Raw genomic sequence first — 22,200 nt, 5'->3', positions numbered from 1 at the left:
CTCCCGCGATCATCTCCCCCCAAGACCGGTATTTGCGGCACCAAAGGCCACTCCGATCTGCGCCTTCCGGCGCTGGTATGCCAAAGCAAGATGAATGCCAGAGAACCGTGCGCGACGACCCGCCATGACCACAAGCTACATTCTGCCACAGCCGGCGCGACGGGCCGACAGCGAATGCGTGGGGTGCACAACTCTTCATCATGCCGCCTTATTCCTCATCGGCACGTAGGCGACGGCGACCTTTTGGCGCGTGTGGCCGGAAAGCGTTGTCAATCCTGCGGAAGCACGAAGAATCCCTTGCAGTTAAAAGCGAAGCGGGCCTAGTCTCTCGCCCGTAACGTGTCGGTCGCGCTATCGGGCCAACCGGTTTGGTGTCCCCAAACGCTGCAACAAAGATAGCCGGGACATTAGAGAGGGACGCCCCGTTCCTTGCTCGTGAAACCCTGCTTTGGGAGGTAGTTTAGATGGCCAAGATCAATAAGGTACTTATTGGTGAGTCGCTCGTCGGCGACGGCAACGAAGTTGCTCATATCGACCTGATCATCGGGCCGCGCGGCTCGGCTGCGGAAAGCGCCTTCGTTAACGCGCTGACCAACAACAAGGACGGCTTCACCTCGCTGCTCGCGGTCGTGACCCCGAACCTGCTCGCCAAGCCCAACACCATCCTGTTCAACAAGGTCACCATCAAGGACGCCCGCCAGGCCGTTCAGATGTTCGGCCCCGCGCAGTATGCCGTCGCTAAGGCGGTGGTAGACAGCGTCGCCGAAGGCGTGATCCCGGAAGAAGAAGCCGACGACCTGTTCATCTCGGTCGGCGTGTTCATCCACTGGGAGGCGGCTGACGACGCCAAGATCCAGCAGTTCAACTACGAGGCGACCAAAGAGGCGCTCAAGCGCGCCGTCAATGGCGAGCCGAAGATCGGCGAAGTTCTCGCCAAGGCCGGCGCCGCCAAGCATCCGTTCGCCGCTTAGATCGGAAGCAACCCTGGGCAGACAACACCACCGCCCGCGGCCCCATCTCATCCGAAGGGCCTGCTCCAGCGGTTGGCGGCGATATTTCTCGATAAGTGAGAGCGCGATGCTTTCGCTTTCGTGAGGGAGACGACGGACCTCCGCCCTCTCCCGAAACGCCGACTTACCATAAGCCCGGAGCCTCGTGCTCCGGGCTTTTTCATGTGGCGCGCTCGATGCATTGACCCTTGGGGCATCGCGGCCGGCAGGCGCCGGACGGCGATATTTCGGATCGCGTGATATCGGGCGGCGTGCGGCGGTCAGACTTCGTCGGACAAGGCCTCGGGCTCGGCCAGCCCGGCAGCCACGAGAAAGGCCTGCAAGCGCGCGGGCGAGCCGCGCTCGGCGGCGCCGAGGTCGACCCGAATGTCGCGCGCGATGTGCACCGGCGTTCCCTCCAGCCGCACGATGCGGCTGGCCAGCGCCGCCGCCTCGCGGCTGTCATGGGTGACGAAAAGCACCGTGGCGGGATGGCGGATGATGAGCCGGCGCAGCAAATCCCTGAGCCGGTGCGCACTCGCCTCATCCAGCGAGACAAAGGGCTCGTCCATCAGCAACACATCCGGGCGCAGCACGAAGGCGCGAGCCAGCGCCGCGCGCCGCTGCTGGCCGAGCGAGAGCCGCTCGGGATAGGCATCCGCCAGTTCCGCAAGGCCGACATCCGCCAGCATGGCCCGCGCCGCCTCCCGCCCCTCGGCGCCGGAGGGCAGCACCAGCGCGACATTTTCCAGCACGGTGCGCCAGGGCAGCAGGCGCGGGCTCTGGAAGGCATAGGCGATGCGCGGCGGTGCGCCCTCGAACCGGATCGCGCCGCGATAATCGGTATCGAGCCCGGCGATGATGTTGAGCAGCGTCGTCTTGCCAAGGCCCGAAGCTCCCAGCAGCACGAGAAACTCGCCGGCAGCGACATCAAGACGGAAATCGCGGAAGATTTCCCGCGCCGGCGCGCCCGCCCGGGCGGGAAACTGCTTGCCCGTGATGTCGATGCCGATCGCGCTCATCGCCGCCACCGGTTGACCCGCCGCTCCCAGGGCTGCAGCAGGCCGATCTCGATCAGCTGCACCACGGCGGTGAAGGCCAGCGCATAGGCGAGCACCAGCGCGACATCGAACATCTGGAACGCGGTCTGCAATTCGAAGCCGACCCCGTTGGAGCGACCGAGCAGTTCCACCACCAGCACGATCTTCCAGGTGAGCGCCAGCCCGGAGCGGGCGCTGGCCGTGAAGAACGGCACCAGCTGCGGCAGCGTGACATGGCGCAGCAGCTTCCAGCGCCCGAGGCGATACACACGCGCCATCTCGTCGAGGTCGCGCGACAGGGCCGCGGCGCCCTCGCGCATCGTCACCGCCACATTGGGGATCTTGTTGATCGACACGGCCGTGATGGCGGCCGCCTCGGTGAGCCCGAACCACACGTAGCACAGGATGATGATCACCAGCGCCGGCAGGTTCAGCAGCACGATCACCCACGGGCCGAACAACTCATTGAGGCGCGGCGAACGGCCGAGCGCGATGCCGATGGCCGAGCCGAGCAGCATGGCGATGACGAAGCTCGCCGCCACCCGCGCCAGCGTGATGGCGATATTGCGCTGGAGCGCGCCGCCTTCCGCCGCCCGCATCATCGCCGCCAGCACCGCCGCCGGCCCCGGCAGCAGGGGCGAGGCCGCCCACCAGGCAGCGACCTGCCACACCAGCACGAGCGCCAGCAGCGAGAGGGCGGACATCATCAGGCGGGAGGCGGTGGACACGCCGGCCCTACTCCCCGATCGGGCCGAACAGCGCCCGGTCGAAGCTGGGATTTGGCCCCACCAGCTCGGCCCCGCCGAGTTCCGCCAGCACCTGGAACAGCCGGGCGCAGGATTGCCGCTCGGCCTCGCCGAAACTGCCGGGAATGCCGGCGCGGTAATAGTCGCGCAGACGCGTGAATTCCGCGTCGTCGCTCGCCTGCATCAGCGGGCGGATGCGCACCCACGCGGCGTCCGAGCTGGCCAGCACCCGGTTGGCAGCGGCGGCCGCGCGCAGGAAAGCGGCCACCGAAGCGCCCTTCTCCGCCATGATGGCGTTGCGCCAGACATAGCCCACCAGCGGGGGAACCGGATCGATGCCGAGCCCGGTAACGACCTCCTTCATGTCGATCAGCCGCTTGAAGCCGCGCGCGTCGAGCCGCGCCGCATAGGGCCAGAAGGTGAGCACCGCATCCACCCGCCCGAGCGCCAGCTGTTCGCTGACCAGCGGCGGCGCGCCATAGACGGGCTCGGCAACCTCGGCCAGATCGGCGCCGAACAGCTTTCGGCCATAGGCGCGCAGCAGCAGCCAGCTCTTGTCCAGCGCGCCGCTGGCCACGCCAAGCTTGCGGCCCTTGAGGTCCGCCAGGCTTTTCACCGGCCCGTCCGTCGCCACCATCACCGCGCCGAGCGCGGTGGAAAACGGCGCGAACCGCAGCGGCTCGCCGTCATTTCGCCGGCGCATGGCCCAGAGCCAGTCCGACACGATGAGGTCGATGTCGCCCGCCTGCAGAGCCACCGTGGTGGCCTGCCCGCCGGCGAAGTCGACACTCGTGAGCGGCAGGTTCTCCCGCGTGTCGAAGCCATCGGCGCGGATGGTCTCGACGAGCCAGTTGAGCGTGCCGAATTTCAGCGTGCCGATGCGCAGCGCGGGCAAGCTCGCGGGGGCCGGCGCCTGCGCCATTGCCGGGAGCGCGCGCAAGCTCGCCGCGACAGGGAGCGCCGCGGCCGCCGCCAGCAGGGCGCGGCGCGAGAGAGCGGGGGGAGGCGTCATGGCGCGGCCTTTCCGGTGAGCGGCGGATCCAGCAGGCGGTTGCGCACGAGATAGGAGACGCCGCGCAGCCAGGATTCATCGGTGTTGTTGCGAATATCGACGCTGCCGGCGCGCAGCACGGCGCCGCTCTCGGCATCGCGCAGCTGGAAATTGATGTTGAGGATGAGGTTCGACACCTTCTGCACCAGGCCGATCACCTCGATCTGCGCCCCCGCTGCGCGGGCGATGGCAAGTTCGCAGCTATTGCAATTGCGCAGCGGAGAGGCCTCCTCGATTTCGGCCTTCCGCGAGGCGAGATCCACCAGCTCATAGCCGGCTTTGGTCAGCCGCTCGCGCAGATCGGCCGAAATCAACGCGAGCCGGTGCGCCTCCTCCGGCTTGGGGCCGTTGAGGCTGGCCTCGCCGCTCGTGTCGAACAGCTCAAAGTCGAACACCGCCACGCGGGTCGCCGCCGCGCCGGCGCCGGTGAGACAGAGAAAGGCCCCCAGCACGGCGCCGATACGAGCAAGAGCGGACATGGCGGTTTCTCCCGGACGACGCGCTCAGCGGCACGCTGGCGTGATCATAGGCGCAACAATGGCACCTGCAACTGCCCGGGGAAAAGTTCCCGATATCAAGACATCGTGTGCCCGCCCAATATAGTCATGACCAATATAGCTTATTAGTTTCTTATGTTTTCTATTGTGTTGAATACTTAGATCTCATTGCTTAGTGTTCCGGTACGGCGACGGGCAACAGTTCCAACAAATAGAGCCGTGGGATGGAAATGCCGATGAGATTGAAAGCAGGCGCGACTGGCGCGGCGCTGCTGGCTATGGCTTGCCTCGCGCTTCCCGCCGTCGCGCAGGAGGCTGCCCCGCCGCTCGCCGCCCCCAAGGCAGCGGCGCCGATTGCGCCCGGGCAGACATTCAATATCGGCGTGGTCCGCCAGCTTCCCGAGCCGCCACCCTGGGTGGCGCCGCTGCAGATGCCGCCGGACGATCTCGGCATTGCCGGCGCCCAGCTGGGCCTGCGCGACAACCTCACCAGCGGGCGCTTCCTCAAGCTGGACTACAAGCTCACCAGCGAGACCGTGCCGACCGAGGGCGATCCCCTCGCCGCCGCGCAGAAGCTGGTCGAGGCGGGCAACCGCTTCATCCTGCTCGACGTGCCGCCCGACCAGTTGCTCCGCATCGCCGACGCGCTGAAGGACACCGACACCATCCTCGTCAATGTCGGGGCCACGGACGATCGGCTGCGACAGCAGGATTGCCGCGCCAACGTGTTCCACATCGCCCCGAGCCGGGCCATGCTGACGGATGCGCTGGCGCAGTTCCTCATCAGCAAGCGCTGGCGCAACTGGTTCCTGATGGTCGGGCGCACCGATAACGACAAGCTCTATGCCGACGCCGTGCGCCACTCCGCCACCAAGTTCGGGGCGAAGATCGTCGCGGAGAAGACCTGGGATTACGGGCCGGACGCGCGCGCCACCGCGCAGTCGGAAGTGCCGCGCGGCACGCAGGTGGGCGAATACGACATGCTGATCGTTGCCGACGAACTCGGCGAGTTCGGCGATATCCTGCCCTATAATACCTGGCTCTCGCGCCCCATCGCCGGCACGCAGGGGCTGATGCCGCTGTCCTGGCATCCGACCATGGAAAACTGGGGCGCCTCGCAGTTGCAGAGCCGGTTCTTCAAGCAGTCCGGCCGGCTGATGCAGCCGCTCGATTTCCAGATGTGGGAAGGCGTGTTCGCCATCGGCTCGGCCGGGCTGAAGACGCGCTCCAGCGATCCCGCCAAGGTGCGCGCGCAAATGCTCTCGCCCGATTACGACCTGCCGGTATTCAAAGGCGTCGCCGCCTCGTTCCGCCCATGGGACCACCAGTTGCGCCAGCCGATCCTGCTCACGCACGCCACCAATACCGTGACGCTCTCGCCGCAGCAGGGCTTCCTGCACCAGGTCACGCCGCTCGACACGCTGGGCGTCGACAAGCCCGAGACGCTCTGCAAATTCCAATAAAATCAAACGCTTCCAGGAGGAACTGATGAAACGCCAGACCTTGCTGTCCGCCAGCCTTGCCGCCCTCGCCGGGCTGGCGGTGGCAGACGCACTGCCGGCGCAGGCAAGCCCGCGGGCCTTTGTCTCGAACGAGCGCGACCACACGATGAGCGTGGTCGACATGGAGAGCCTCAAGGTCCTGCAGACGGTGAAGACCGGTCGCCGCCCGCGCGGCATCACCGCCAGCCCGGACGGCAAGCTGATCTATGTCTGCGCCTCCGACGACAATCGCGTCGAGGTCTATGATGCCGCGACGCTGAAGCTGGTGAAGACGCTGCGCTCGGGCCCGGACCCGGAACTGTTCGTGCTGCACCCCTCGGGCAATCCGCTCTATATCGCCAACGAAGACGACAATATGGTCACGGTGGTGAATGTCGAGAATAACGACCTGATCGCCGAGATCCCGGTCGGCGTCGAGCCGGAAGGCATGGGCATCAGCCCGGACGGCAAGTACATGGTCAACACCTCCGAGACCACCAACATGGCCCATGTGGTGGACACGGCAACCAACGAGATCATCGAGAACATCCTCGTCGATTCACGCCCGCGCATCGCCGAATTCTCCAAGGACGGCAAGCAGTTGTGGGTTTCCTCCGAGGTCGGCGGCACCGTCGCGGTGATCGACCCGGCGACCTGGAAGATCGTCAAGAAGATCTCCTTCAAGATCCCCGGCGTGAACAATGATGCGATCCAGCCGGTTGGCGTGCGCATCACCAAGGACGGCTCCAAGGCCTTCATCGCCCTCGGCCCGGCCAACCGGGTCGCCGTGGTGAACACCAAGACGCTCGAGGTGGAGAAATATCTGCTGGTCGGCCAGCGCGTCTGGCAGCTCGGCTTCACGCCGGACGAGAAGTTCCTGGTGTCGACCAATGGCAACTCCAACGACGTCTCGATCATCGATGTCGCCAGCGAGAAAGTCACCAAATCGGTGCCGGTCGGCCGCGCGCCGTGGGGCGTCGTCATCGTCCCCTGAGACGGCCATCACCACCTGACGAACACAACGATATCTGGAGGATACGCCATGAAGCTGCCTTTCGCCGCCGCCTTTGCCGCCACGCTGGCCGCCACGCTCACCCTCGCCGGGGCTGCCCACGCCAAGGGCGACCTCACCGTCAAGCCGACCGAACTGCCGGAACTGACCGTCGGCCTCGGCGATTCCGGCTATGGGGTGTCGCAGAAGAAATACGAGCTGGAGACCGGCAAGTCCTATTCGCTCTCCATCAAGTCGACCGGCAAGAAGGAATGCGCCTTCCAGTCACCCGGCCTGTTCCAGAACATCTTCCTGCGCAAGGTCGAGTCCGGCGAGGCGGAAGTGAAGGCTCTGGCGCTGACCGAGATCGAATTCGAGGAAGCCGGCGACGCCGAGATCTTCTTCGTGCCGATCAAGCCCGGTACCTTTGCCTGGTATTGCAAGGGCATGGAGGAGCGCGGCATGTCCGGGGAATTCATCGTCAAATGAGCCGTGCGTTCCCTTTCGCCTCATGATCCCACTATCCCCGGCTCCCCGCCGGGGATATTTTTCCGACCGGATGATCGATGACGGCTCCGCCGAACCCGGCTTCCCGCGCGCCCGCCGCTCTCCCGGCCCTCGCCGTGACCCATGTCACCCATGCCTTCGGCACCCGCAAGGCGCTGGACGATGTGAGCCTCACCGTGCCCGCCGGCAGCTTCACCGCCCTGCTCGGGCCGAACGGCGCCGGCAAGACCACGCTTTTCTCCCTCATCACCCGGCTCTACGATAATCGCACCGGCCGCATCGAGGTGCTGGGCGAGGATGTGCGCCGCCGCCCCGCTGCCGCGCTGAGCCAGCTTGGCGTGGTGTTCCAGGCGCGCACGCTCGACCTCGAACTCACCGTCGCGCAGAATCTCGTCTATCACGCCACCCTGCACGGCATCGGCTTTCGCGCCGGTCGCCGGCGGGCCCTGGAGGTGCTGCAGCGGGCCGGCCTCGCGGATCGGGCGGACGAGCGGGTGCGCAACCTCTCCGGCGGGCAGATGCGCCGCGTCGAGATCGCCCGCGCGCTGATGCATCGCCCGCATCTGCTGCTGCTCGACGAGCCGACCGTGGGGCTCGATATCGCCTCCCGCGCCGCGCTGGTCGCGCAGGTGCGCGAACTGGTGGCGCAGGAGGGCATCGGCGTGTTGTGGGCCACCCATATCATCGAGGAGATCGCGCCCGACGACCGCGTGGTGGTGCTCCATCGCGGGCGCATCCGCGCCGAGGGCAGCCATGCCGAGGTGCTGGCGCAGGCCGGCGCCCACACGATCGCCGACGCGTTCCTCCATCTCGTGCGCGAGCCCGAGCCGATCCCCGGGGTAAGCACGTGATGAACACCCCGCCCGGCGGATTCCGGCTCTCCCTGTCCGGCTATCTCGTGTGCATGGCCGGCATCTGCTGGCGCGAGGGACTGCGCTTTCTCAACCAACGCGGGCGCTTTCTCTCGGCCTTGGTGCGCCCGCTGGTGTGGCTGTTCATCTTCGCGGCCGGATTTCGCTCCGTGCTCGGCGTTTCCATCATTCCGCCGTATGAGACCTATGTGCTCTACGAGGTTTATGTGACGCCGGGCCTCGTGGCGATGATCCAGCTGTTCAACGGGCTGCAATCCTCCCTTTCCATGGTCTATGACCGGGAAGTGGGCGCGATGCGCATCCTGCTGGTGAGCCCCTACCCGCGCTGGTTCCTGCTCGTCTCCAAGCTGCTGGCGGGCATCCTGGTGTCGGTGCTGCAGGTCTATACTTTCCTCGCCGTGGCGTGGTTCTGGGAGGTGGAACTGCCGCCGGTCGGCTATGTCGCGGTGCTGCCGGCGCTGCTGCTCAGCGGCTTCATGCTCGGCGCCATGGGGCTGGTGATGTCCTCGGTGTTCCGGCAGATGGAGAATTTCGCGAGCGTGATGAATTTCGTCATCTTCCCGATGTTCTTTGCCTCCTCCGCGCTCTATCCGCTCTGGCGCGTTCAGGAGAGTAGCCTCGTGCTCTGGTGGATCTGCACCCTCAACCCGTTCACCTATGCGGTGGAACTCATTCGCTTCGCGCTCTATGGCCAGTTCGAGCCGTTTGCCGCACTGGTTGTTGCCCTATGTGCGCTGGTGTTTCTCGCCGCCGCCATCCTCGCCTATGATCCGTCCGCCGGCATGATGGCGCGGCGCGGCGGGCCCGAGGATGCCCGATGACATGCGCTCGACATGGCCCGACATGACGCCTGCACGATGAGCCCCACGTCCCGTATTCCCGCCGTGATTTCAAGGACACGTTCCATGCCGATGCCCCGCACGCTCCGTTTCGGTGCGCCGATCGCCCTCCTCCTCGCGGCCTCGCCGGCCTTTGCCGCCTCCTCGGCGGACCCGCTCTGGCCGTGCATCCAGCCGAAGGTGGCGACTCTTGCGGCCGGGCAGATGTGGGCCGGCCCGCCGATCGAGAACCTCAAATGGCGCGAGGATCGCCAGGTGGCCGATGTGGTGCCTCTGTTGATCGCCCGCCGCGTGCCGCTGGAGCAGGCGGATGCGCTGATCGGCGACTTCGCCCAGCAGGCCGGCGCGCAGAAGAAGGAGCGCCTGACGCTGCTCTTCGCCGGCGTGTTCGACGAGATCAACGCGCTGCGCACGCGCATCCTCACCGGCATCGAGCGCTATTCGAAGCACCAGATCGCGCTATCCGACCGGATCAAGGATGAGAGCCTGGCGCTGGCCAAGGCGAAGAAGGCCGCCACGACCGACGACGAGAAGGCCAAGGCCGCCGACATGGAAAAGCAGGTTCTGTGGGACACGCGCATCTATGACACGCGGGCGCAGGCCGTGACCGCCGTGTGCGAAAGCCCGGTGATCCTCGAACAGCGCGCCTTCGCCCTCGCGCGCACCATCCAGGGCGCGATGGAGTGATATCCGCCAGCGCGGGGGCGTCTTTCCAGCGCCCTCGCCCGGTTCGTCGTGACGGACGCCTATTCGGGGAGCCCACCGCCTACCCTCACTCGCGCGGCGTGGCCGGCTCCAGCGGCAGGCCCGCCTTGGCCCAGCCATCGGCGCCGGCCGGATACCAGGCGACACCGGTATAGCCATAGGCCAGCGCCCGCCGGGCGGCGTTCCACGACATCCAGCAATCGGTCATGCAATAGAACACCAGCACGGCGTCCTTGCGGTCGGCGCTGAGTTCCGTGAGGCTACGGCGGAAATAGGCATCCATTTCCGGGCTGAGGGCACCATAGCCAACATTGGGTAGCCAAACACTGCCCGGCAGGTGATCGCGCTTCTTGTCGCGCCAGATCGTGCCGGCGGGAAGGTTCGCCGGCTTCACGTCGCGCGGCATCACATCGACAAACAACGCGGCCTTGTCGCGCCACAATGCCTGCGCGGCGGGCGTGTCGAGCACGACGGCGCCCTTGAGCGTCGCCGGGGTGGGAGCGCGGTAAGCGTCCATCCGGTAATCACCCGGCTCGGCGATCGGCGGCGGAGCCGCCGGGCCGGCAAGGGGTGCCGGGCTCGGCTGCTGGCCGACGGCGGGGGAGAGAAACAGCAGCGCCAGGGCGAGCCCGGCCATGCCGAGCCAGGCGAGCCGTGCCAGAGGCGGTTCGGGGCGGGTGCTCATCGCGTCCTCGCTCTGTCTGCCGCCCCCTGCCCTCAAGGGGCCCGCTCAAGGGGCCGATTGCGGGAATCGAGCAGCGGCACGCCATAGTCCAGCAGGATGCGGTCAATCGCGTCCTGCTCGTTCTGGATGAAGGTGTTGAGCTGGTGCTTCCAGTTCAGCTCCCCGGGCCGGATCCCCAGCGTTATGCGATAGACCAGCGAGGGATCGCCCTTCTCCTTCACCAGCGGCATGACGCTCAGCGGCTTCGCCGACGCGCGCGCGTAGTAGCCGCCAATGGGTCCCCACAGGATACCGGCATCGATCGAGCCATCATTGATGTCGGCGATCATCGCCTCGGCCGGGCTTTCGAAGCGCCGGTCGACCATCAGCGAATAGGGCCGTGCCGCGCCCATCAGCCCGTTGCGAGCCAAGAGGTCGCCCGGCGGGGTGCCGGCCACGACACCGATCCGCCGGCCCTTGAGCCGGGGATCCTCCAGCGTGTCGACGCCCGCGAGGTCGCCGTCTCGGGGCGTGACGAGCACCCAGGCCGAGCGGTAGTAGGGGTTGGTGTTCAGCACCGGATCGCCGCCAGCGACATAGCCCATCACCAGATCGCAGCGCTTGGAGCCGAGCGTCATGCGATAGAAGCCGGTCGCCTGCGGAAACCAAGTGTAGTCGAGTGTGAGGCCGAGCTTCTGCGCGAGCAGCTCGGCGATCTTGTTCTCGAAGCCCTCGCCCTTCTCGTTGGTGAAAGGCAGGTTGGCGGGATCGGCACAGACCCGCAGCGTCGAGCGGTCCACAAGGTCGGAGACCTGTGCCCGGGCCGCGGACAGGCCGCCGAGGCCGAGGCCCGCGACGGCGGCGAGGCCCGCAAGCCCTCGAACGGCGAAACCCGCGAGCCGACCCATCATGTCAGCCCGGACGTCCGAAGCACTGGTTCTCATTGGCGGTATATGCCTTCGTCTTGTCCTCGCGCTTGCTCGGCCGCTCGCGGCCCAGCGTGCCGTCGGCACGGGCCTTGAGATAGACGTAGATGTCGTCGAGGTAGCACATCACGTTCTTGTTCTCGCCGAAGGCAGGCATCACCTGGTCCGCCGTGCCGACGCCGATGTTTTTCTTGCCGTTGACCACGGTTTCCATGAACTGGGCGTAGGTCAGGGTCTTCAGCGAATCCGCGAGCGCGGGAGCGTAGGAGGAGCCCATGCCGTCGGGGCCATGGCAGACATGGCACTCGGCATGGTAGCGGCGATAGCCGCTATAGGTGTACCAGTCCAGCGTGCCGTCGGGGGCGATATTGTAGGTCGGATCGCCGTCCGGCAGCGTGTACTTGCCCAGATCGTCCTTCTCCTTCGCCTCGGTGGCCGGCTTGGCGGCGGTGGCGCCGGCATCCTGCGCGTGCGAGGGGGCCGGCAGGACGAGGGCGGCGGACACCACGGCGCCGAGCACCAGGGCGGACAGGCGGGCGGATGCCGGCAGGATGCCGGAAACAAGCCATCCGCGAGCGGAATTCGTCATGAAATCAGTCTCCTGAAGCCCCCCGGCGGGGCGATAATCCGGATTCCGCGCCCCGGAGAGACGCGAAGTCGGGACCAAGAATTTTTCTAAGATTCTCATAAAGACAGGTATCCCGAGACGGCTGGGCCTGGCGTACCGGACAAACCGGCAGCCAGGCCCCTCGTCGTCAGGGAAGATGCGGGACCGGTGACGCCGGACCCGCCCTCCGTCATCCGCTCAGTTCGGCAGCGCGAACACCGTCAGCTGGCCACCCAGGTTGGTGTAGCTGGACAGCGCCGCATAGCCGCCCACCGCGCCAAGGCCCGCATTCGGGTCGGTCAGACCGGCCGCAAGGCCGATGCCTGCCCAGCCACCGACACCCGACAGGATGGCGATGTACTGCTTGCCCTTGTGCTCATAGGTGGTGACGTTGCCGATGATGCCCGACGGGGTCTTGAACTTGTAGAGTTCCTTGCCCGTCTTGCTGTCGACCGCCTTCAGGTAGCCTTCCAGCGTGCCGTAGAACACGACGTCGCCAGCCGTGGCGAGAGCGCCCGACCACACCGAGAACGGCTCGGGGAGCGACCACACGATCTTGCCCTTGGTGTTGTCCCAGGCGATGAAGTTGCCCATGCCGCCATGGCTGTTGGGGGCAGGATACATCGACAGGGTCGCACCGACATAGGGCTGACCGGCCGTATAGCTGACGCGGAACGGCTCGTAGTCCATGCAGACATGGTTGGTCGGCACGTAGAACAGGCCGGTCTTGGGCGAGAAGGCCGCCGGCTGCTGGTCCTTGGTACCCAGAGCCGCCGGGCAGATGCCCTTGGTGTTCACGTCCTCGCCCTGCTGGGCCGTCGAGTACTTGGACACAACCTGCGGACGACCGAAGGTCGGGCTGCTGCGGTCCATATCGACCTTGGTCGCCCAGTTGACGGCGGGGTCGTATTTCTCGGCCACCAGCAGGTCGCCCGTCACGCGGTCCAGCGTATAGCCGAAGCCGTTGCGGTCGAAATGGGTGAGGAGCTTGCGATCCTTGCCGTCCATCTTCTGATCCGTGAGGATCATCTCGTTGACGCCGTCATAGTCCCACTCGTCGTGGGGGGTCATCTGGTAGACCCACTTGGCGACGCCGGTATCGGCGTCACGCGCCCAGATGGTCATCGACCACTTGTTGTCGCCGGGACGCTGCGACGGGTTCCAGGTGGAGGGGTTGCCGGAGCCGTAATAGACGAGGTTGGTCTCGGGATCGTAGGAATACCAGCCCCAGGTACAGCCGCCGCCGATCTTCCACTGATCGCCTTCCCAGCTCTTCAGCGAGGAATCCTTGCCGACCGGCTTGCCGAGATCAGTAGTCTTCTCGGGATCGACCAGGATGTCGCTGTCGGGGCCGATGGAATAGCCGCGCCAGACCTGCTTGCCGGTCTTGGTATCATAGGCGGTGACGTGGCAACGCACGCCGAATTCGCCGCCCGAGATGCCGACGATGACCTTGTCCTTGACCGGCATGACGGTCGCGGTGTTGGTCTCGCCCTTCTTCGGATCGCCGTTGACCACCGACCACTTCTTGGCGCCGGTCTTGGCGTCGAGCGCGACGAGCGTGGTGTCGGCCTGATGCAGGAAGATCGTGCCGTCGGAATAGGCAAGGCCGCGGTTCACGGTATCGCAGCACATAACCGGAATGACGTTCGGGTCCTGCTTCGGCTCGTATTTCCAGAGGATACGGCCGTCATTGTTCAGGTCGAGCGCATAGACGATGTTGGGGAACGGCGTATGCACGTACATCACGTCGCCGATGATCAGCGGGCCACCTTCATGGCCGCGCAAAACACCGGTCGAGAACGTCCACGCGACCTGGAGCTTGCCGACATTGCCAGCATTGACTTCGTCGAGCTTCGAATAACGGGTATTGGCGTAGTCACCAGTCTGGATGCCCCATTGTTTGGGGTCCTTGATAATGTTCATCAGCCCATCATTGGCCATGGCGGGCCAAGCATAGGCGGCCGCAGCCGTAACGAATGCTGCTGCAAGAACCTTGCGCATGCCTTTCTCCTCCTGAACGATCCTCCGGAACCACCCTACGGGCGGCCCCCTCGCGGCTTGTTGCCGTTCTGAGCTTATGTTTTCGGCAGCGTGTCACGACCGGCTGGGGGAGAGGCAGCCGGATCTTCACGGGGGCCCTCGCCCCAAGCTGGCCTACGAACCGGATCAAGGGATTTCCCCTTGAAAGCCGTTGAAGCCGAAAACATAACGAAGGCTAATCCGAATTGCAGCAACGCGCAATAAGAACTCTTATGAGAAGGAAGTCTTATTATGATCTTCTCGCAATTGCGGTCAGGTATAAAATATACCAGATTATTTTTCGCAGTGCAGCATATGATGGAGCCAAGAAAAAGCAGTGATCTTTGTGCCTATCCGGCGGAGTGAACCATGCGGCAGCGCAGCATTCACTCCCATTCCAGCTCGTGATAGGCGGCGATCGCGTTGCGCGGGTTGAATTCGTCGAACAGCGCCCAGCCTCCGCTCTCCTCCTGCGCCACCGCCTGCGGCGCTTCGCTCATCGCCCCGCCACGGGCGATGAGGGCGCGCGCGTCGGCGAGGAGCCGGCCAAGGTAGCGCCGCTCGTCGATGCTGGCCTGCGGCCACGGCACCTGCGCGGGCCCATGGCCGGGCACGGCGCGCGCCGCCGCTTCGCCGTCAAGCTGTTGCAGCAGGGCGAGCCATCCCTTGAGGCTGCCGTCGAGAGTCGGAACATGGCCGATGAACAGCAGATCACCCATCACCCAGGTGTCCGTCGTCTTGTCGCGAATCGTCAGGTCATTGTCGGTATGGGCGGTCGGGCGGGCCTCCAGAAGCAGCACCCGGTCGCCGAGGTCGAGTTCCATCCTTTCGGTGACGAGGAGGTCGGGCAGGACGATTCGCGTGCCTGCCGCCATGTCCCCAAGCAGCCGGCGGGCCTGGTCGAGATAGGTGTCGGTGCGCACCGAGAGCGCTCGCGGCAGCTTGTAATGGCCGACGAAACGCACCCCCTCGCCCTCGAAAGCGGCATTGCCCAGCGTGTGGTCGGGGTGCATGTGGGTGTTGATGACGTAGCGGATCGGCCGATCCGTCGCCGCACGGGCCGCGGCGAGCATGCGCGCGCCGGCCAGCCGGCTGTTGCCGGTGTCGATGATCGCCGCCGCGTCACGGCCGACGACCAGCGTCATGTTGGCGATCGCGCCCTGGTTTTCCGGCGCCACCAGCGCATAAGGCGCCCGGTAGACGAGAATGCCGGGCGCCACTTCCTCGAGCGGCAGGGGCTCGGCCTCCCCCGGCGCGGCGCCCGCCGCAACGGGCGCGCGCGCATCCATCACCGCCCCCGACGCCAAGGCGGCGCCGAGGAGGAGAACGCGACGACGATCCGGCACGTCTTCGACCGACATGGTCGGGCCTCCGCTTCCCTCAAGGGGGAAGCAGCCTCCGGCTACTTCTTGGTGCCGTCGGCGTTGAAGGTGCTGAGATAGGCGATCAGGTCGAGGCGATCGGTCTCCTTGGGCAGACCGGCGAACACCATCTTGATGCCCGGCAGGTAAGCCTTCGGGTTTTCCAGGTATTTATCGAGAACCTCAACGGTCCACGTATCGCCCTTGGCGTTGTGCTCCTTGAGCGTGTCGGAATAGTTGAACCCTTCGATCGCGCCCATCTTGCGATCGACGATGCCGTTCAGCTCGGGACCGACCTTGTTCTTGGCGCCCTCGCCGATGGCGTGGCACGCCATGCACTTCTTGAAGACGTTGGCACCCTTTGCAGGGTCGCCCGCCGGGCTCTGGGCAAGGGCGGCCGTGGTGCCGAGCACAATGAGGGCGGCGGAAATGGCGAAGCGATTCATGGCGTCCTTCCAGGCAGAGATCGTTTGAACGCGCCGTCACACGCGGCGCTTGGCAAGTGGCTTAATCCTCAGTCGCGAGCATAGCGCGCTCGTTAGAATGATCCTAGGGCCAGAAAGGTCCAGTCCGCCGCGCCGATTTGACCCACGCACTTCGTCGCGGCGCCACGGGTCCGCCGCCGGCAAAGCGGCGTGGATTTTGGCGTGGATCCTATCGGGCATAGACCGGAGAGCGCGACGGGCGGCATCGCCAGGCAGTGCTTGCGGCGAAATATCCCACCCCTCGGCCGATGATCGCGCGGGCATCGGATCGTCCGGCGAGCGGAGCGCTCCCAAGGGTCTCCCGCCCGCCGGCACAGCGATGCCCGCCGGTCGCGGCGGAGGGCGCTCAGCGGGCGCCGGGCAAAACCCGCATGCCGGCCGATTCGACGGCCGGCGCGTCGGCAAGGAGATTGTGCCGCGCGAAGAAACGGTCGAGTTCGCGCGTCTCCGGCGTCTGGCCGGTATAGATCGCGACATAATCGGGAATTCGGCGCACGCGGGTGCTGATGTCCTCGTCCGACTTCATCGAGATATAGCCGATCTGGACGAGGTAAATGGTGCGTGCGTGCACATCGGCCGGCAGTGGTTCGAGGCCGAAGCGCATGAACATCTCGGCCAGCGCGGCGATCCGTGCCTCGTCCGCCCGGCGTACCTCGACGGCGATTTCGGGGGATTGCAGGGCCCAGCTGCGGATGGCGAATTCAAACTGCGAATCGAACAGCTCACGGTCGAGCCAGCAGTCGAACACGTTGAGCACCGCCTCGACGAGGGTCTCGGCATAGGCGCGCGAGCGGGCGACCAGATTGTCGGTATTCTTGGCCCGCCACCGGTCGACCAGCGCATCGAGCAGTTGCTCGCGGTCCTTGAAGAACCAGTAGAAGCTGGTCCGCGAGAGCTTGAGCTTACGAGCCAGGGGCTGGATGCGCACAGCCTCGACGCCGCCCTCCACCAGGCTGGCATAGGCGGTTTCCAGCCAGACTTCCGGTGAGCCTCTCCAACCCGTTTCGTTCAAAATGGGCACTCCGCACCTCGACATCTGCCGGCCCGGCGAGGGCCGGCAGAGCGTCCGTTTCGTTTGCCCGCCGGCAGGGCCGACGCGGTATGCGTACGGCTATTCCCAGCCGATCGAGGCCGCAAGTAGCGGCGGCCCCGATCGGAATCGTTCAATTCACGACGCGCGGCTCGCCCACGTCGGTGCCCGACGGATCAAGGCCGTTGGCCTTGAGAATCTCCTTGAGCTCGCCGCTCTTGTGCAGTTCCTGAATGGACGCGTCGAGCGCCTTGCCGAGATCGGCATTGGCCTTGGTGTAGAGAAGATTCGCCTGCGCGGCCTGGATCGAGGACTGCACGCGCGGGTCGGGCTCGGCCACCTTGATGATGATGCCGGCATAGCCGCCCTTCTTCTGGGCGTAGGCACCGGTGCCGAAGCTGTCGACGGCCACATCGATGCGGCCGGCCTCAAGGTCCTGCGCCAGGGCGACGGGGTTCTGGTAGAGCTTGAGGTTCGAGCCGAGCAGCTTCTGCAGATCCGCGACCCAGAGGAAGCCGGAGACGGTGCCGACCTTCTTGCCGACCAGATCCTCGACCTTGGAATAGCCGGTCTTGGAATAGATGCCCATCTGGTCGAGATAGGTCGGCCAGGACAGGCCCAGCACCTTGGCGCGCTCGGCGGTGCGGTACCAGTCGCCCGCGGCAAGGTCCGCCTTGCCCGAGAGCACGTACTGGATGGTGGCGGCGGGATCGACCACCGCGGCAACGACCGTCAGGCAGTTCTTCTCGGCGAACTTCTTGGCGATTTCGCCATCGACGCCGCCGATCTTGCCGTCCGAGGACGCGGTCGAGAAGGGCGGATATTCATAGATCGCCACCGTCAGCTTGCCATCGGCGACGGTCTTGAACGTGTGCGCGGGCGTGCAGGCCTGCGCGGCGACGGCCGACGCCGTGAGGGCGACGGTCAGGGCGGCCAGCCCAACGATGCTGCGGATGCGGAGAGTCGTCATTTCTTGTTATCCCTCTGGAACGTAGTTTGGGAACGCGGTTCAGGCATGGGCACCCAGTTTGCGCTCGAGAGCGCTGACTGCGATGGTCGCGGGAATGCAGATGGCGGCGTAGAGCAGGCCCGCCAGGACCAGGATCGGCATGTAGCGGAAAGTCGTGGAGCCGATCAGATAGGCCTGGCTGACAAGCTCCGGCAGCGCGATGGCGAAGCACAGCGAGGAGGCTTGCAGCATCAGGATCGAAAAGCCGAGCAGCGCGGGCACCGAGACCCGCAGCGCCTGCGGCAGGATCACGTAGCGCAGCGCGTCGAGATGGTTGAGGCCGATCGCCTCCGCCGCCTCCTTCTGGCCGTGCGGCACCGCTTCCAGCCCGGCACGGATGATCTCGCTGGTATAGGCGCCGGTGCACCAGGCCAGCGCGATCACCGCCGAGGAGAAGCTGTCGAGGGACAGCCCCGCATTGGGCAGGCCGAAATAGGTGAACTGCAAGAGGATGAGCGCCGGCGCGCCGCGCCCCACCTCCACCACCACGATGGCGATGCCGCGCATGGGCTTCGACCGGGACTGCACCGCCAGCGCCAGCAGGAGGCCGAGCGGAACACCGATGGCGAGCGAGACGCCCGTCACCTGCACGCTGACCATGAGGCCGTCCAGCATGGCCGGCAGGTGTTCGAGCCAGAAGTCGACCAGATCGTTCATCGGGCAACCCTCGCGCGCAGGTGCAGGTCCGCCCAGCGCGAGGCCCAGGCTATGGGCAGGCTGAGCAGGATGTAGAGCAGGCCGGCCACGGCGTAGACATCGAGCCCGCGGAACGTGCGCTGCGAGACATGCGAAGCCTCGAAGGCGATTTCATGCACGCCGATGGTGGAGGCGATGGCGGAATCCTTCAGCAACCCGATCGCGTAGCTCGCCGCCGAAGGCAGCGCCACCCGGAAAAGTTGCGGCCCGAGGACATCGAAGAAGCGGTGATAGGTGGAGAGCCCCAGCGCCATGGAGGCTTCCGACTGGCCCGAGTGAATGGCCGACATGGCGCCGCGATAGATCTCCGCCATGTTGGCCGCCGTGATCAGGCCGAGGCCGATCGCCGCCGCCTGGAACGGGTTGAGCGAGACATAGCCGGTGTCGAGGCCGAAAAAGATGAAGAACAGCCAGACGATCGGCGGGATGGCGCGCAGCGTCAGGATCAGCGTGTTCGCCACCATGCGCAGCACGACCAGCTTCGACATGCGCATCGCGCAGAGCGGAATGCCCAGCACGACGCCGATCAGCAGCGCCACGGCCGTGAGCGCGATGGTCCATGGCACGCCCGATACCATGGTAAGGAGCATGTCCTGCGTCATCGATCTTTCACCGCATGCAGGAAGCGCTGGGCGCGTTCGGTCTGGGGATTGCGCATCACCGTGCCGCTCGGGCCCTGCTCGACGATACGCCCGTCGGCCATGATGATGACGCGGTCCGAGACGTTCTCGGCGAAGCGCATCTCGTGGGTGACGACGATCATCGTCATGCCGCCCTCGGCCAGCTCGCGCATGACCGACAGCACCTCGAGGCCAAGTTCGGGATCGAGCGCCGAGGTCGGCTCGTCGAACAGCATGATCTGCGGATCGAGCGCCAGCGCCCGCGCGATGGCGATGCGCTGCTGCTGTCCGCCCGAGCAGCGGCTGGGAAATTGCTGCGCCTTGTCGGCAAGGCCGACGCGCGCCAGCAACTGCATGGACACCGCGTCCGCCTGCTCGCGCGTGCGGCCCATCACCCTCTCCTGCGCGAGGCTGACATTGCGCAGCACGGTGAGGTGCGGAAACAGGTTGAAGGACTGGAAGACCATGCCGATGCTGCGGCGCAGCACCATGAGCTCGCGTCGGGTCGGCGTGTGGCCGGCCTCGATGGTGGTGTCGCCGATCGTCACCCGGCCGGTGGTCGGCGGCTCCAGCTGGTTGATGCAGCGCAGCAGCGTGCTCTTGCCCGATCCGCTGGGGCCGATAATGGCCACGACCTCGCCGGCGGCGAGACTGAGATCGATGTCTTCGAGAACGACATGGGTGCCGAAGGTCTTGCCGACCGCGTCGAGGCGCAGCAGCGGCTGCTTCGGCGCGACGTCCGCCTGTGTGATCGAGGAAGAATTGAGGCTCATCGGCTCTCCCGGATACGACACCGCCCGATGCGGCTGAGTTCGGCTCACCAGCATGAATCGTGCCTCTCATGCCCGCCCGTCGCGGCGCGGCGACAGGCACCGCCCGAGCACTCATGCCTCTTTCGAGGCATGCCCGTCCAAGCGGCAATTCCCAGCAGGCTAGGCGAACTTCCCGACATCGCGCAAGCGTAGAATGTACGTGACAGTTGAAAAACTCGACACCAATGTATACTCGCGATCGGCTGCCGTTCCCGACTGTCCGCATCGCTCCACGCCGTGACGAACAGAGGGTCAGTTCACGATGGCAAGCCACTTCCCCAAAATGCTTGCACCAATCCGACTTCGCGGCAGAATGCTGCGGAACCGGGTGGTGTTCGGGGCGCATACGGCCAATATGGCGGAGGACGGCCTGCCGGGGCCGCGCCATGTCGGCTATTACGAGGAACGCGCGCGCGGCGGCGCGGCGATGATCGTGGTGGAGCCGGTGCCCGTGCATCAAGCGGCGGTTCTGACGCGGGGCAATTTCCGCCCCGGCGACGACGCCATCATCGAGCCTTTCAAGGCGGTGACGCAGGCCATCCAGCGCCATGGCGCGCTCGCCATCCAGCAACTCTACCATATCGGCAGCCACGGCGATTCCGACCTGTCCTATCATCCGCACTGGTCGCCCTCGGGCATGCCGAGCTACCATGACAGCGATGGCTCCCACGCGATGAGCGAGGCGGAGATCGAGGAGACGATCGACGGCTTCGTGCAGGCCGCCCGCCGCGCGCAGGCCTCCGGCTTCGACGGCGTGGAGGTCTGGGCCGCCTATCACGGCTTCGTCGACCAGTTCTGGACGCCCTGGTCCAACCGGCGCGAGGACAAGTGGGGCGGCTCGCTGGAGAACCGCACCCGCGTCTCGCGCGAGATCCTCACCCGCATCCGCGCGCTGTGCGGCGACGATTTCATCATCGGCCTCGCGGTCAATGACGAGCCGGATGTCGAGGTGGCGCTGCAGAAGCGCGACCTCGCCGAGATCATCCGCCTGCACGACGAGCAGCAGCTGATGGATTATGTGACCTGCGGCAGCGGCTCCTATTTCGACTTCTACAAGATCATCCCGACCTTCCAGTATCCGGAAAAGCTGGGCGTCGATCTCGCCAGCACGCTGAAGAAGGTGGTGAAGCACGCCCTCGTCACCGCCGAGAGCCATATCCGCACCCCCGACAATGCCGAGACGGTGATCGGCGAGGGCTCGGCCGATCTGGTTTCCATCGTGCGCGGACAGATCGCCGATCCGCACCTCGTCAACAAGGCGGCGGAGGGCCGGCCGGAGGATGTGCGCGGCTGCCTGTCCTGCAACCAGATGTGCTGGGGCCGGCGCTCGCGCGACTACTGGATCAGCTGCCTGATCAACCCCTCGGCCGGGCGCGAATTCGAGTGGGGCGGCGACCGCTTCACCCCCGCCGCGCGGCCGCGCCGGGTATTCGTGGTCGGTGGCGGGCCGGCCGGGCTGGAGGCCGCCCGCGCGGCGGCCGAGCGCGGCCATCGCGTGGTGCTGGCGGAAGCCTCCGACAAGCTGGGCGGCAATTTCCGCCTCGCGGGCCTGCAGCCGCGCCGCGCGCAGATCACCGACCTGATCGACTGGTACGAGCGCCAGCTCACCAAGCTGCAGGTGGAAGTGCGCCTCAACACCTATGTCGAAGCGGCCGACATCACCGCGGAGCAGGCCGACGTCGTCATCCTCGCCACCGGTTCGGTCGCGCCCGATACCGGCTTCCAGAAGGCGTTCCCGCAACTCGACACCATGCCCGGCTGGGAGCGCGGCAATGCCGTCTCGATCGAGGCAGTGATGGCGCGCCAGGCACGGCCCGGCAAGCGCGTGCTTCTGCTCGACGAGGCGGGCGGCTGGCGCGGCTGCGGCACGGCCTGGAAGCTCGCCGAGGACGGCCACGAGGTGACGCTGCTCACTCCCGACCCGATGGTGGGGCGCGAATTGCAGCGCACCGCCGCCGACGGGCCGCTGCGCCGCACGCTGGCCAAGCTCGGCGTGACCTTCGTGCTGGAATCCTCGATCCTCGAATGGCACGGCAACGGCGCAACGGTGATTTCCCACCTCGACGGCAGCCGGCGCTTCATCGAGGCGGACACGCTGGTGACGGCGACCACCAACATGGCCGCCGACTGGCTGGCGCGCGAGCTGCGCGAGGTGGGGCTGCCCTTCGTCGAGATCGGCGACGGCGCCGCCCCCCGGCAGGCGCCCTATGCCATTTATGAGGGCCGCAAGGCCGCGCTGGCGATCTAGCG

General features: G+C 66.1%; 23 protein-coding genes. 8 read left to right on the top strand and 15 right to left on the bottom strand.

Features of this window, described 5'->3' with window-relative positions:
* Positions 1-464: 464 nt before the first annotated feature.
* Entirely contained in the window at positions 465-971 is a 507-nt protein-coding gene (fae, locus tag FHS55_RS03900) for a formaldehyde-activating enzyme (protein ID WP_183188324.1), read from the top strand.
* A gap of 299 nt (positions 972-1,270) precedes the next feature.
* Here fae and FHS55_RS03895 read toward each other — a convergent pair whose 3' ends face one another.
* The 4 genes from FHS55_RS03895 to FHS55_RS03880 are packed head-to-tail and all read right to left on the bottom strand — an operon-like array spanning position 1,271 to position 4,305.
* Positions 1,271-2,011 carry an ABC transporter ATP-binding protein gene (locus FHS55_RS03895; RefSeq protein ID WP_210286826.1) on the bottom strand — a complete coding sequence of 247 codons (741 nt, stop codon included), beginning with the start codon at positions 2,009-2,011 and terminating at the stop codon, positions 1,271-1,273.
* The gene (locus FHS55_RS03890; RefSeq protein ID WP_183188322.1) at positions 2,008-2,757 is read right to left on the bottom strand and encodes an ABC transporter permease subunit; all 750 of its coding nucleotides are present in this window, start codon (positions 2,755-2,757) and stop codon (positions 2,008-2,010) included. Before FHS55_RS03890 ends, FHS55_RS03895 begins: the two co-directional genes overlap by 4 nt.
* A 7-nt stretch (positions 2,758-2,764) precedes the next feature.
* Complete coding sequence (locus FHS55_RS03885) at positions 2,765-3,787, bottom strand: ABC transporter substrate-binding protein (protein WP_183188321.1); 1,023 nt, start codon at positions 3,785-3,787, stop codon at positions 2,765-2,767.
* Positions 3,784-4,305, bottom strand: a complete 522-nt coding sequence (locus FHS55_RS03880) for a DUF3280 domain-containing protein (RefSeq protein WP_183188320.1) — start codon at positions 4,303-4,305, stop codon at positions 3,784-3,786. Before FHS55_RS03880 ends, FHS55_RS03885 begins: the two co-directional genes overlap by 4 nt.
* 254 nt (positions 4,306-4,559) lie before the next feature.
* Here FHS55_RS03880 and FHS55_RS03875 point away from each other — a divergent pair, with 254 nt between their 5' ends.
* The 6 genes from FHS55_RS03875 (at position 4,560) to FHS55_RS03850 (ending at position 9,700) form a co-directional block, all read left to right on the top strand.
* Entirely contained in the window at positions 4,560-5,786 is a 1,227-nt protein-coding gene (locus FHS55_RS03875) for an ABC transporter substrate-binding protein (RefSeq protein ID WP_183188319.1), read from the top strand.
* A 25-nt stretch (positions 5,787-5,811) separates the two neighbouring features.
* Positions 5,812-6,798 (top strand): PQQ-dependent catabolism-associated beta-propeller protein, encoded by a 987-nt coding sequence (locus FHS55_RS03870; RefSeq protein WP_183188318.1) that lies wholly within the window; start codon positions 5,812-5,814, stop codon positions 6,796-6,798.
* A 48-nt stretch (positions 6,799-6,846) separates the two neighbouring features.
* Positions 6,847-7,284, top strand: a complete 438-nt coding sequence (locus tag FHS55_RS03865) for a cupredoxin domain-containing protein (protein WP_183188317.1) — start codon at positions 6,847-6,849, stop codon at positions 7,282-7,284.
* Positions 7,285-7,361: 77 nt separating this feature from the next.
* Positions 7,362-8,153 carry an ABC transporter ATP-binding protein gene (locus FHS55_RS03860; protein ID WP_183188316.1) on the top strand — a complete coding sequence of 264 codons (792 nt, stop codon included), beginning with the start codon at positions 7,362-7,364 and terminating at the stop codon, positions 8,151-8,153.
* Entirely contained in the window at positions 8,153-8,995 is an 843-nt protein-coding gene (locus FHS55_RS03855; protein WP_183188315.1) for an ABC transporter permease, read from the top strand. Before FHS55_RS03860 ends, FHS55_RS03855 begins: the two co-directional genes overlap by 1 nt.
* Positions 8,996-9,079: 84 nt before the next feature.
* Complete coding sequence (locus tag FHS55_RS03850) at positions 9,080-9,700, top strand: hypothetical protein (RefSeq protein ID WP_183188314.1); 621 nt, start codon at positions 9,080-9,082, stop codon at positions 9,698-9,700.
* An 85-nt stretch (positions 9,701-9,785) separates the two neighbouring features.
* On the opposite strand, the gene FHS55_RS03845 is transcribed toward FHS55_RS03850, so the two are convergent.
* The 11 genes from FHS55_RS03845 to FHS55_RS03795 form a co-directional block, all read right to left on the bottom strand.
* Positions 9,786-10,403, bottom strand: coding sequence for a PQQ-dependent catabolism-associated CXXCW motif protein (locus tag FHS55_RS03845; RefSeq protein ID WP_183188313.1), 618 nt, complete (start codon positions 10,401-10,403; stop codon positions 9,786-9,788).
* 32 nt (positions 10,404-10,435) lie between these two features.
* The gene (locus tag FHS55_RS03840) at positions 10,436-11,293 is read right to left on the bottom strand and encodes a substrate-binding domain-containing protein (protein ID WP_246339798.1); all 858 of its coding nucleotides are present in this window, start codon (positions 11,291-11,293) and stop codon (positions 10,436-10,438) included.
* A 1-nt stretch (position 11,294) separates the two neighbouring features.
* Complete coding sequence (locus FHS55_RS03835; protein WP_183188311.1) at positions 11,295-11,897, bottom strand: c-type cytochrome, methanol metabolism-related; 603 nt, start codon at positions 11,895-11,897, stop codon at positions 11,295-11,297.
* Positions 11,898-12,113: 216 nt separating this feature from the next.
* Positions 12,114-13,919: a lanthanide-dependent methanol dehydrogenase XoxF5 gene (xoxF5, locus tag FHS55_RS03830; protein ID WP_183188310.1), complete on the bottom strand. Its 1,806-nt coding sequence runs from the start codon at positions 13,917-13,919 to the stop codon at positions 12,114-12,116.
* 404 nt (positions 13,920-14,323) lie between these two features.
* Entirely contained in the window at positions 14,324-15,298 is a 975-nt protein-coding gene (locus tag FHS55_RS03825; protein WP_183188309.1) for a quinoprotein relay system zinc metallohydrolase 2, read from the bottom strand.
* A 41-nt stretch (positions 15,299-15,339) separates the two neighbouring features.
* Complete coding sequence (locus tag FHS55_RS03820) at positions 15,340-15,744, bottom strand: c-type cytochrome (RefSeq protein ID WP_183188308.1); 405 nt, start codon at positions 15,742-15,744, stop codon at positions 15,340-15,342.
* A 385-nt stretch (positions 15,745-16,129) separates the two neighbouring features.
* Entirely contained in the window at positions 16,130-16,819 is a 690-nt protein-coding gene (locus tag FHS55_RS03815; protein ID WP_183188307.1) for a TetR/AcrR family transcriptional regulator, read from the bottom strand.
* Positions 16,820-16,946: 127 nt separating this feature from the next.
* Positions 16,947-17,783: a substrate-binding periplasmic protein gene (locus FHS55_RS03810; protein WP_183188306.1), complete on the bottom strand. Its 837-nt coding sequence runs from the start codon at positions 17,781-17,783 to the stop codon at positions 16,947-16,949.
* 39 nt (positions 17,784-17,822) lie between these two features.
* Positions 17,823-18,479, bottom strand: a complete 657-nt coding sequence (locus FHS55_RS03805) for an amino acid ABC transporter permease (protein ID WP_183188305.1) — start codon at positions 18,477-18,479, stop codon at positions 17,823-17,825.
* On the bottom strand, positions 18,476-19,120 hold the full coding sequence (locus tag FHS55_RS03800) for an amino acid ABC transporter permease (RefSeq protein WP_183188304.1): 645 nt from the start codon (positions 19,118-19,120) through the stop codon (positions 18,476-18,478). The genes FHS55_RS03805 and FHS55_RS03800 overlap by 4 nt, the downstream gene beginning before the upstream one ends.
* Positions 19,117-19,911, bottom strand: a complete 795-nt coding sequence (locus tag FHS55_RS03795; protein ID WP_281379537.1) for an amino acid ABC transporter ATP-binding protein — start codon at positions 19,909-19,911, stop codon at positions 19,117-19,119. The genes FHS55_RS03800 and FHS55_RS03795 overlap by 4 nt, the downstream gene beginning before the upstream one ends.
* Positions 19,912-20,212: 301 nt before the next feature.
* On the opposite strand from FHS55_RS03795, the gene FHS55_RS03790 reads away from it, so the two are divergent.
* A complete protein-coding gene (locus FHS55_RS03790; protein ID WP_183188303.1) occupies positions 20,213-22,198 on the top strand; it encodes an oxidoreductase in 1,986 nt (661 codons plus the stop codon).
* Positions 22,199-22,200 lie beyond the last annotated feature (2 nt).

It is taken from the genome of Ancylobacter tetraedralis, from assembly GCF_014195655.1.
GTDB lineage: Bacteria > Pseudomonadota > Alphaproteobacteria > Rhizobiales > Xanthobacteraceae > Ancylobacter > Ancylobacter tetraedralis.
This window is presented reverse-complemented; position numbering and strand designations above follow the sequence as displayed.

What these genes read in the sequence shown, in the direction of transcription:
- FHS55_RS03875 (WP_183188319.1), top strand. Translation starts at nt 4,560, where the DNA reads ATGAGATTGAAAGCAGGCGCGACTGGCGCGGCGCTGCTGGCTATGGCT.
- FHS55_RS03860 (WP_183188316.1), top strand. Translation starts at nt 7,362, where the DNA reads ATGACGGCTCCGCCGAACCCGGCTTCCCGCGCGCCCGCCGCTCTCCCG.
- FHS55_RS03800 (WP_183188304.1), bottom strand. Translation starts at nt 19,120, where the DNA reads ATGACGCAGGACATGCTCCTTACCATGGTATCGGGCGTGCCATGGACC.
- xoxF5 (WP_183188310.1), bottom strand. Translation starts at nt 13,919, where the DNA reads ATGCGCAAGGTTCTTGCAGCAGCATTCGTTACGGCTGCGGCCGCCTAT.
- FHS55_RS03790 (WP_183188303.1), top strand. Translation starts at nt 20,213, where the DNA reads ATGGCAAGCCACTTCCCCAAAATGCTTGCACCAATCCGACTTCGCGGC.
- FHS55_RS03850 (WP_183188314.1), top strand. Translation starts at nt 9,080, where the DNA reads ATGCCGATGCCCCGCACGCTCCGTTTCGGTGCGCCGATCGCCCTCCTC.
- FHS55_RS03835 (WP_183188311.1), bottom strand. Translation starts at nt 11,897, where the DNA reads ATGACGAATTCCGCTCGCGGATGGCTTGTTTCCGGCATCCTGCCGGCA.
- FHS55_RS03885 (WP_183188321.1), bottom strand. Translation starts at nt 3,787, where the DNA reads ATGACGCCTCCCCCCGCTCTCTCGCGCCGCGCCCTGCTGGCGGCGGCC.
- FHS55_RS03805 (WP_183188305.1), bottom strand. Translation starts at nt 18,479, where the DNA reads ATGAACGATCTGGTCGACTTCTGGCTCGAACACCTGCCGGCCATGCTG.
- FHS55_RS03870 (WP_183188318.1), top strand. Translation starts at nt 5,812, where the DNA reads ATGAAACGCCAGACCTTGCTGTCCGCCAGCCTTGCCGCCCTCGCCGGG.
- FHS55_RS03795 (WP_281379537.1), bottom strand. Translation starts at nt 19,911, where the DNA reads ATGAGCCTCAATTCTTCCTCGATCACACAGGCGGACGTCGCGCCGAAG.
- FHS55_RS03820 (WP_183188308.1), bottom strand. Translation starts at nt 15,744, where the DNA reads ATGAATCGCTTCGCCATTTCCGCCGCCCTCATTGTGCTCGGCACCACG.
- fae (WP_183188324.1), top strand. Translation starts at nt 465, where the DNA reads ATGGCCAAGATCAATAAGGTACTTATTGGTGAGTCGCTCGTCGGCGAC.
- FHS55_RS03845 (WP_183188313.1), bottom strand. Translation starts at nt 10,403, where the DNA reads ATGAGCACCCGCCCCGAACCGCCTCTGGCACGGCTCGCCTGGCTCGGC.
- FHS55_RS03810 (WP_183188306.1), bottom strand. Translation starts at nt 17,783, where the DNA reads ATGACGACTCTCCGCATCCGCAGCATCGTTGGGCTGGCCGCCCTGACC.
- FHS55_RS03815 (WP_183188307.1), bottom strand. Translation starts at nt 16,819, where the DNA reads ATGTCGAGGTGCGGAGTGCCCATTTTGAACGAAACGGGTTGGAGAGGC.
- FHS55_RS03865 (WP_183188317.1), top strand. Translation starts at nt 6,847, where the DNA reads ATGAAGCTGCCTTTCGCCGCCGCCTTTGCCGCCACGCTGGCCGCCACG.
- FHS55_RS03895 (WP_210286826.1), bottom strand. Translation starts at nt 2,011, where the DNA reads ATGAGCGCGATCGGCATCGACATCACGGGCAAGCAGTTTCCCGCCCGG.
- FHS55_RS03840 (WP_246339798.1), bottom strand. Translation starts at nt 11,293, where the DNA reads ATGATGGGTCGGCTCGCGGGTTTCGCCGTTCGAGGGCTTGCGGGCCTC.
- FHS55_RS03855 (WP_183188315.1), top strand. Translation starts at nt 8,153, where the DNA reads ATGAACACCCCGCCCGGCGGATTCCGGCTCTCCCTGTCCGGCTATCTC.
- FHS55_RS03880 (WP_183188320.1), bottom strand. Translation starts at nt 4,305, where the DNA reads ATGTCCGCTCTTGCTCGTATCGGCGCCGTGCTGGGGGCCTTTCTCTGT.
- FHS55_RS03825 (WP_183188309.1), bottom strand. Translation starts at nt 15,298, where the DNA reads ATGTCGGTCGAAGACGTGCCGGATCGTCGTCGCGTTCTCCTCCTCGGC.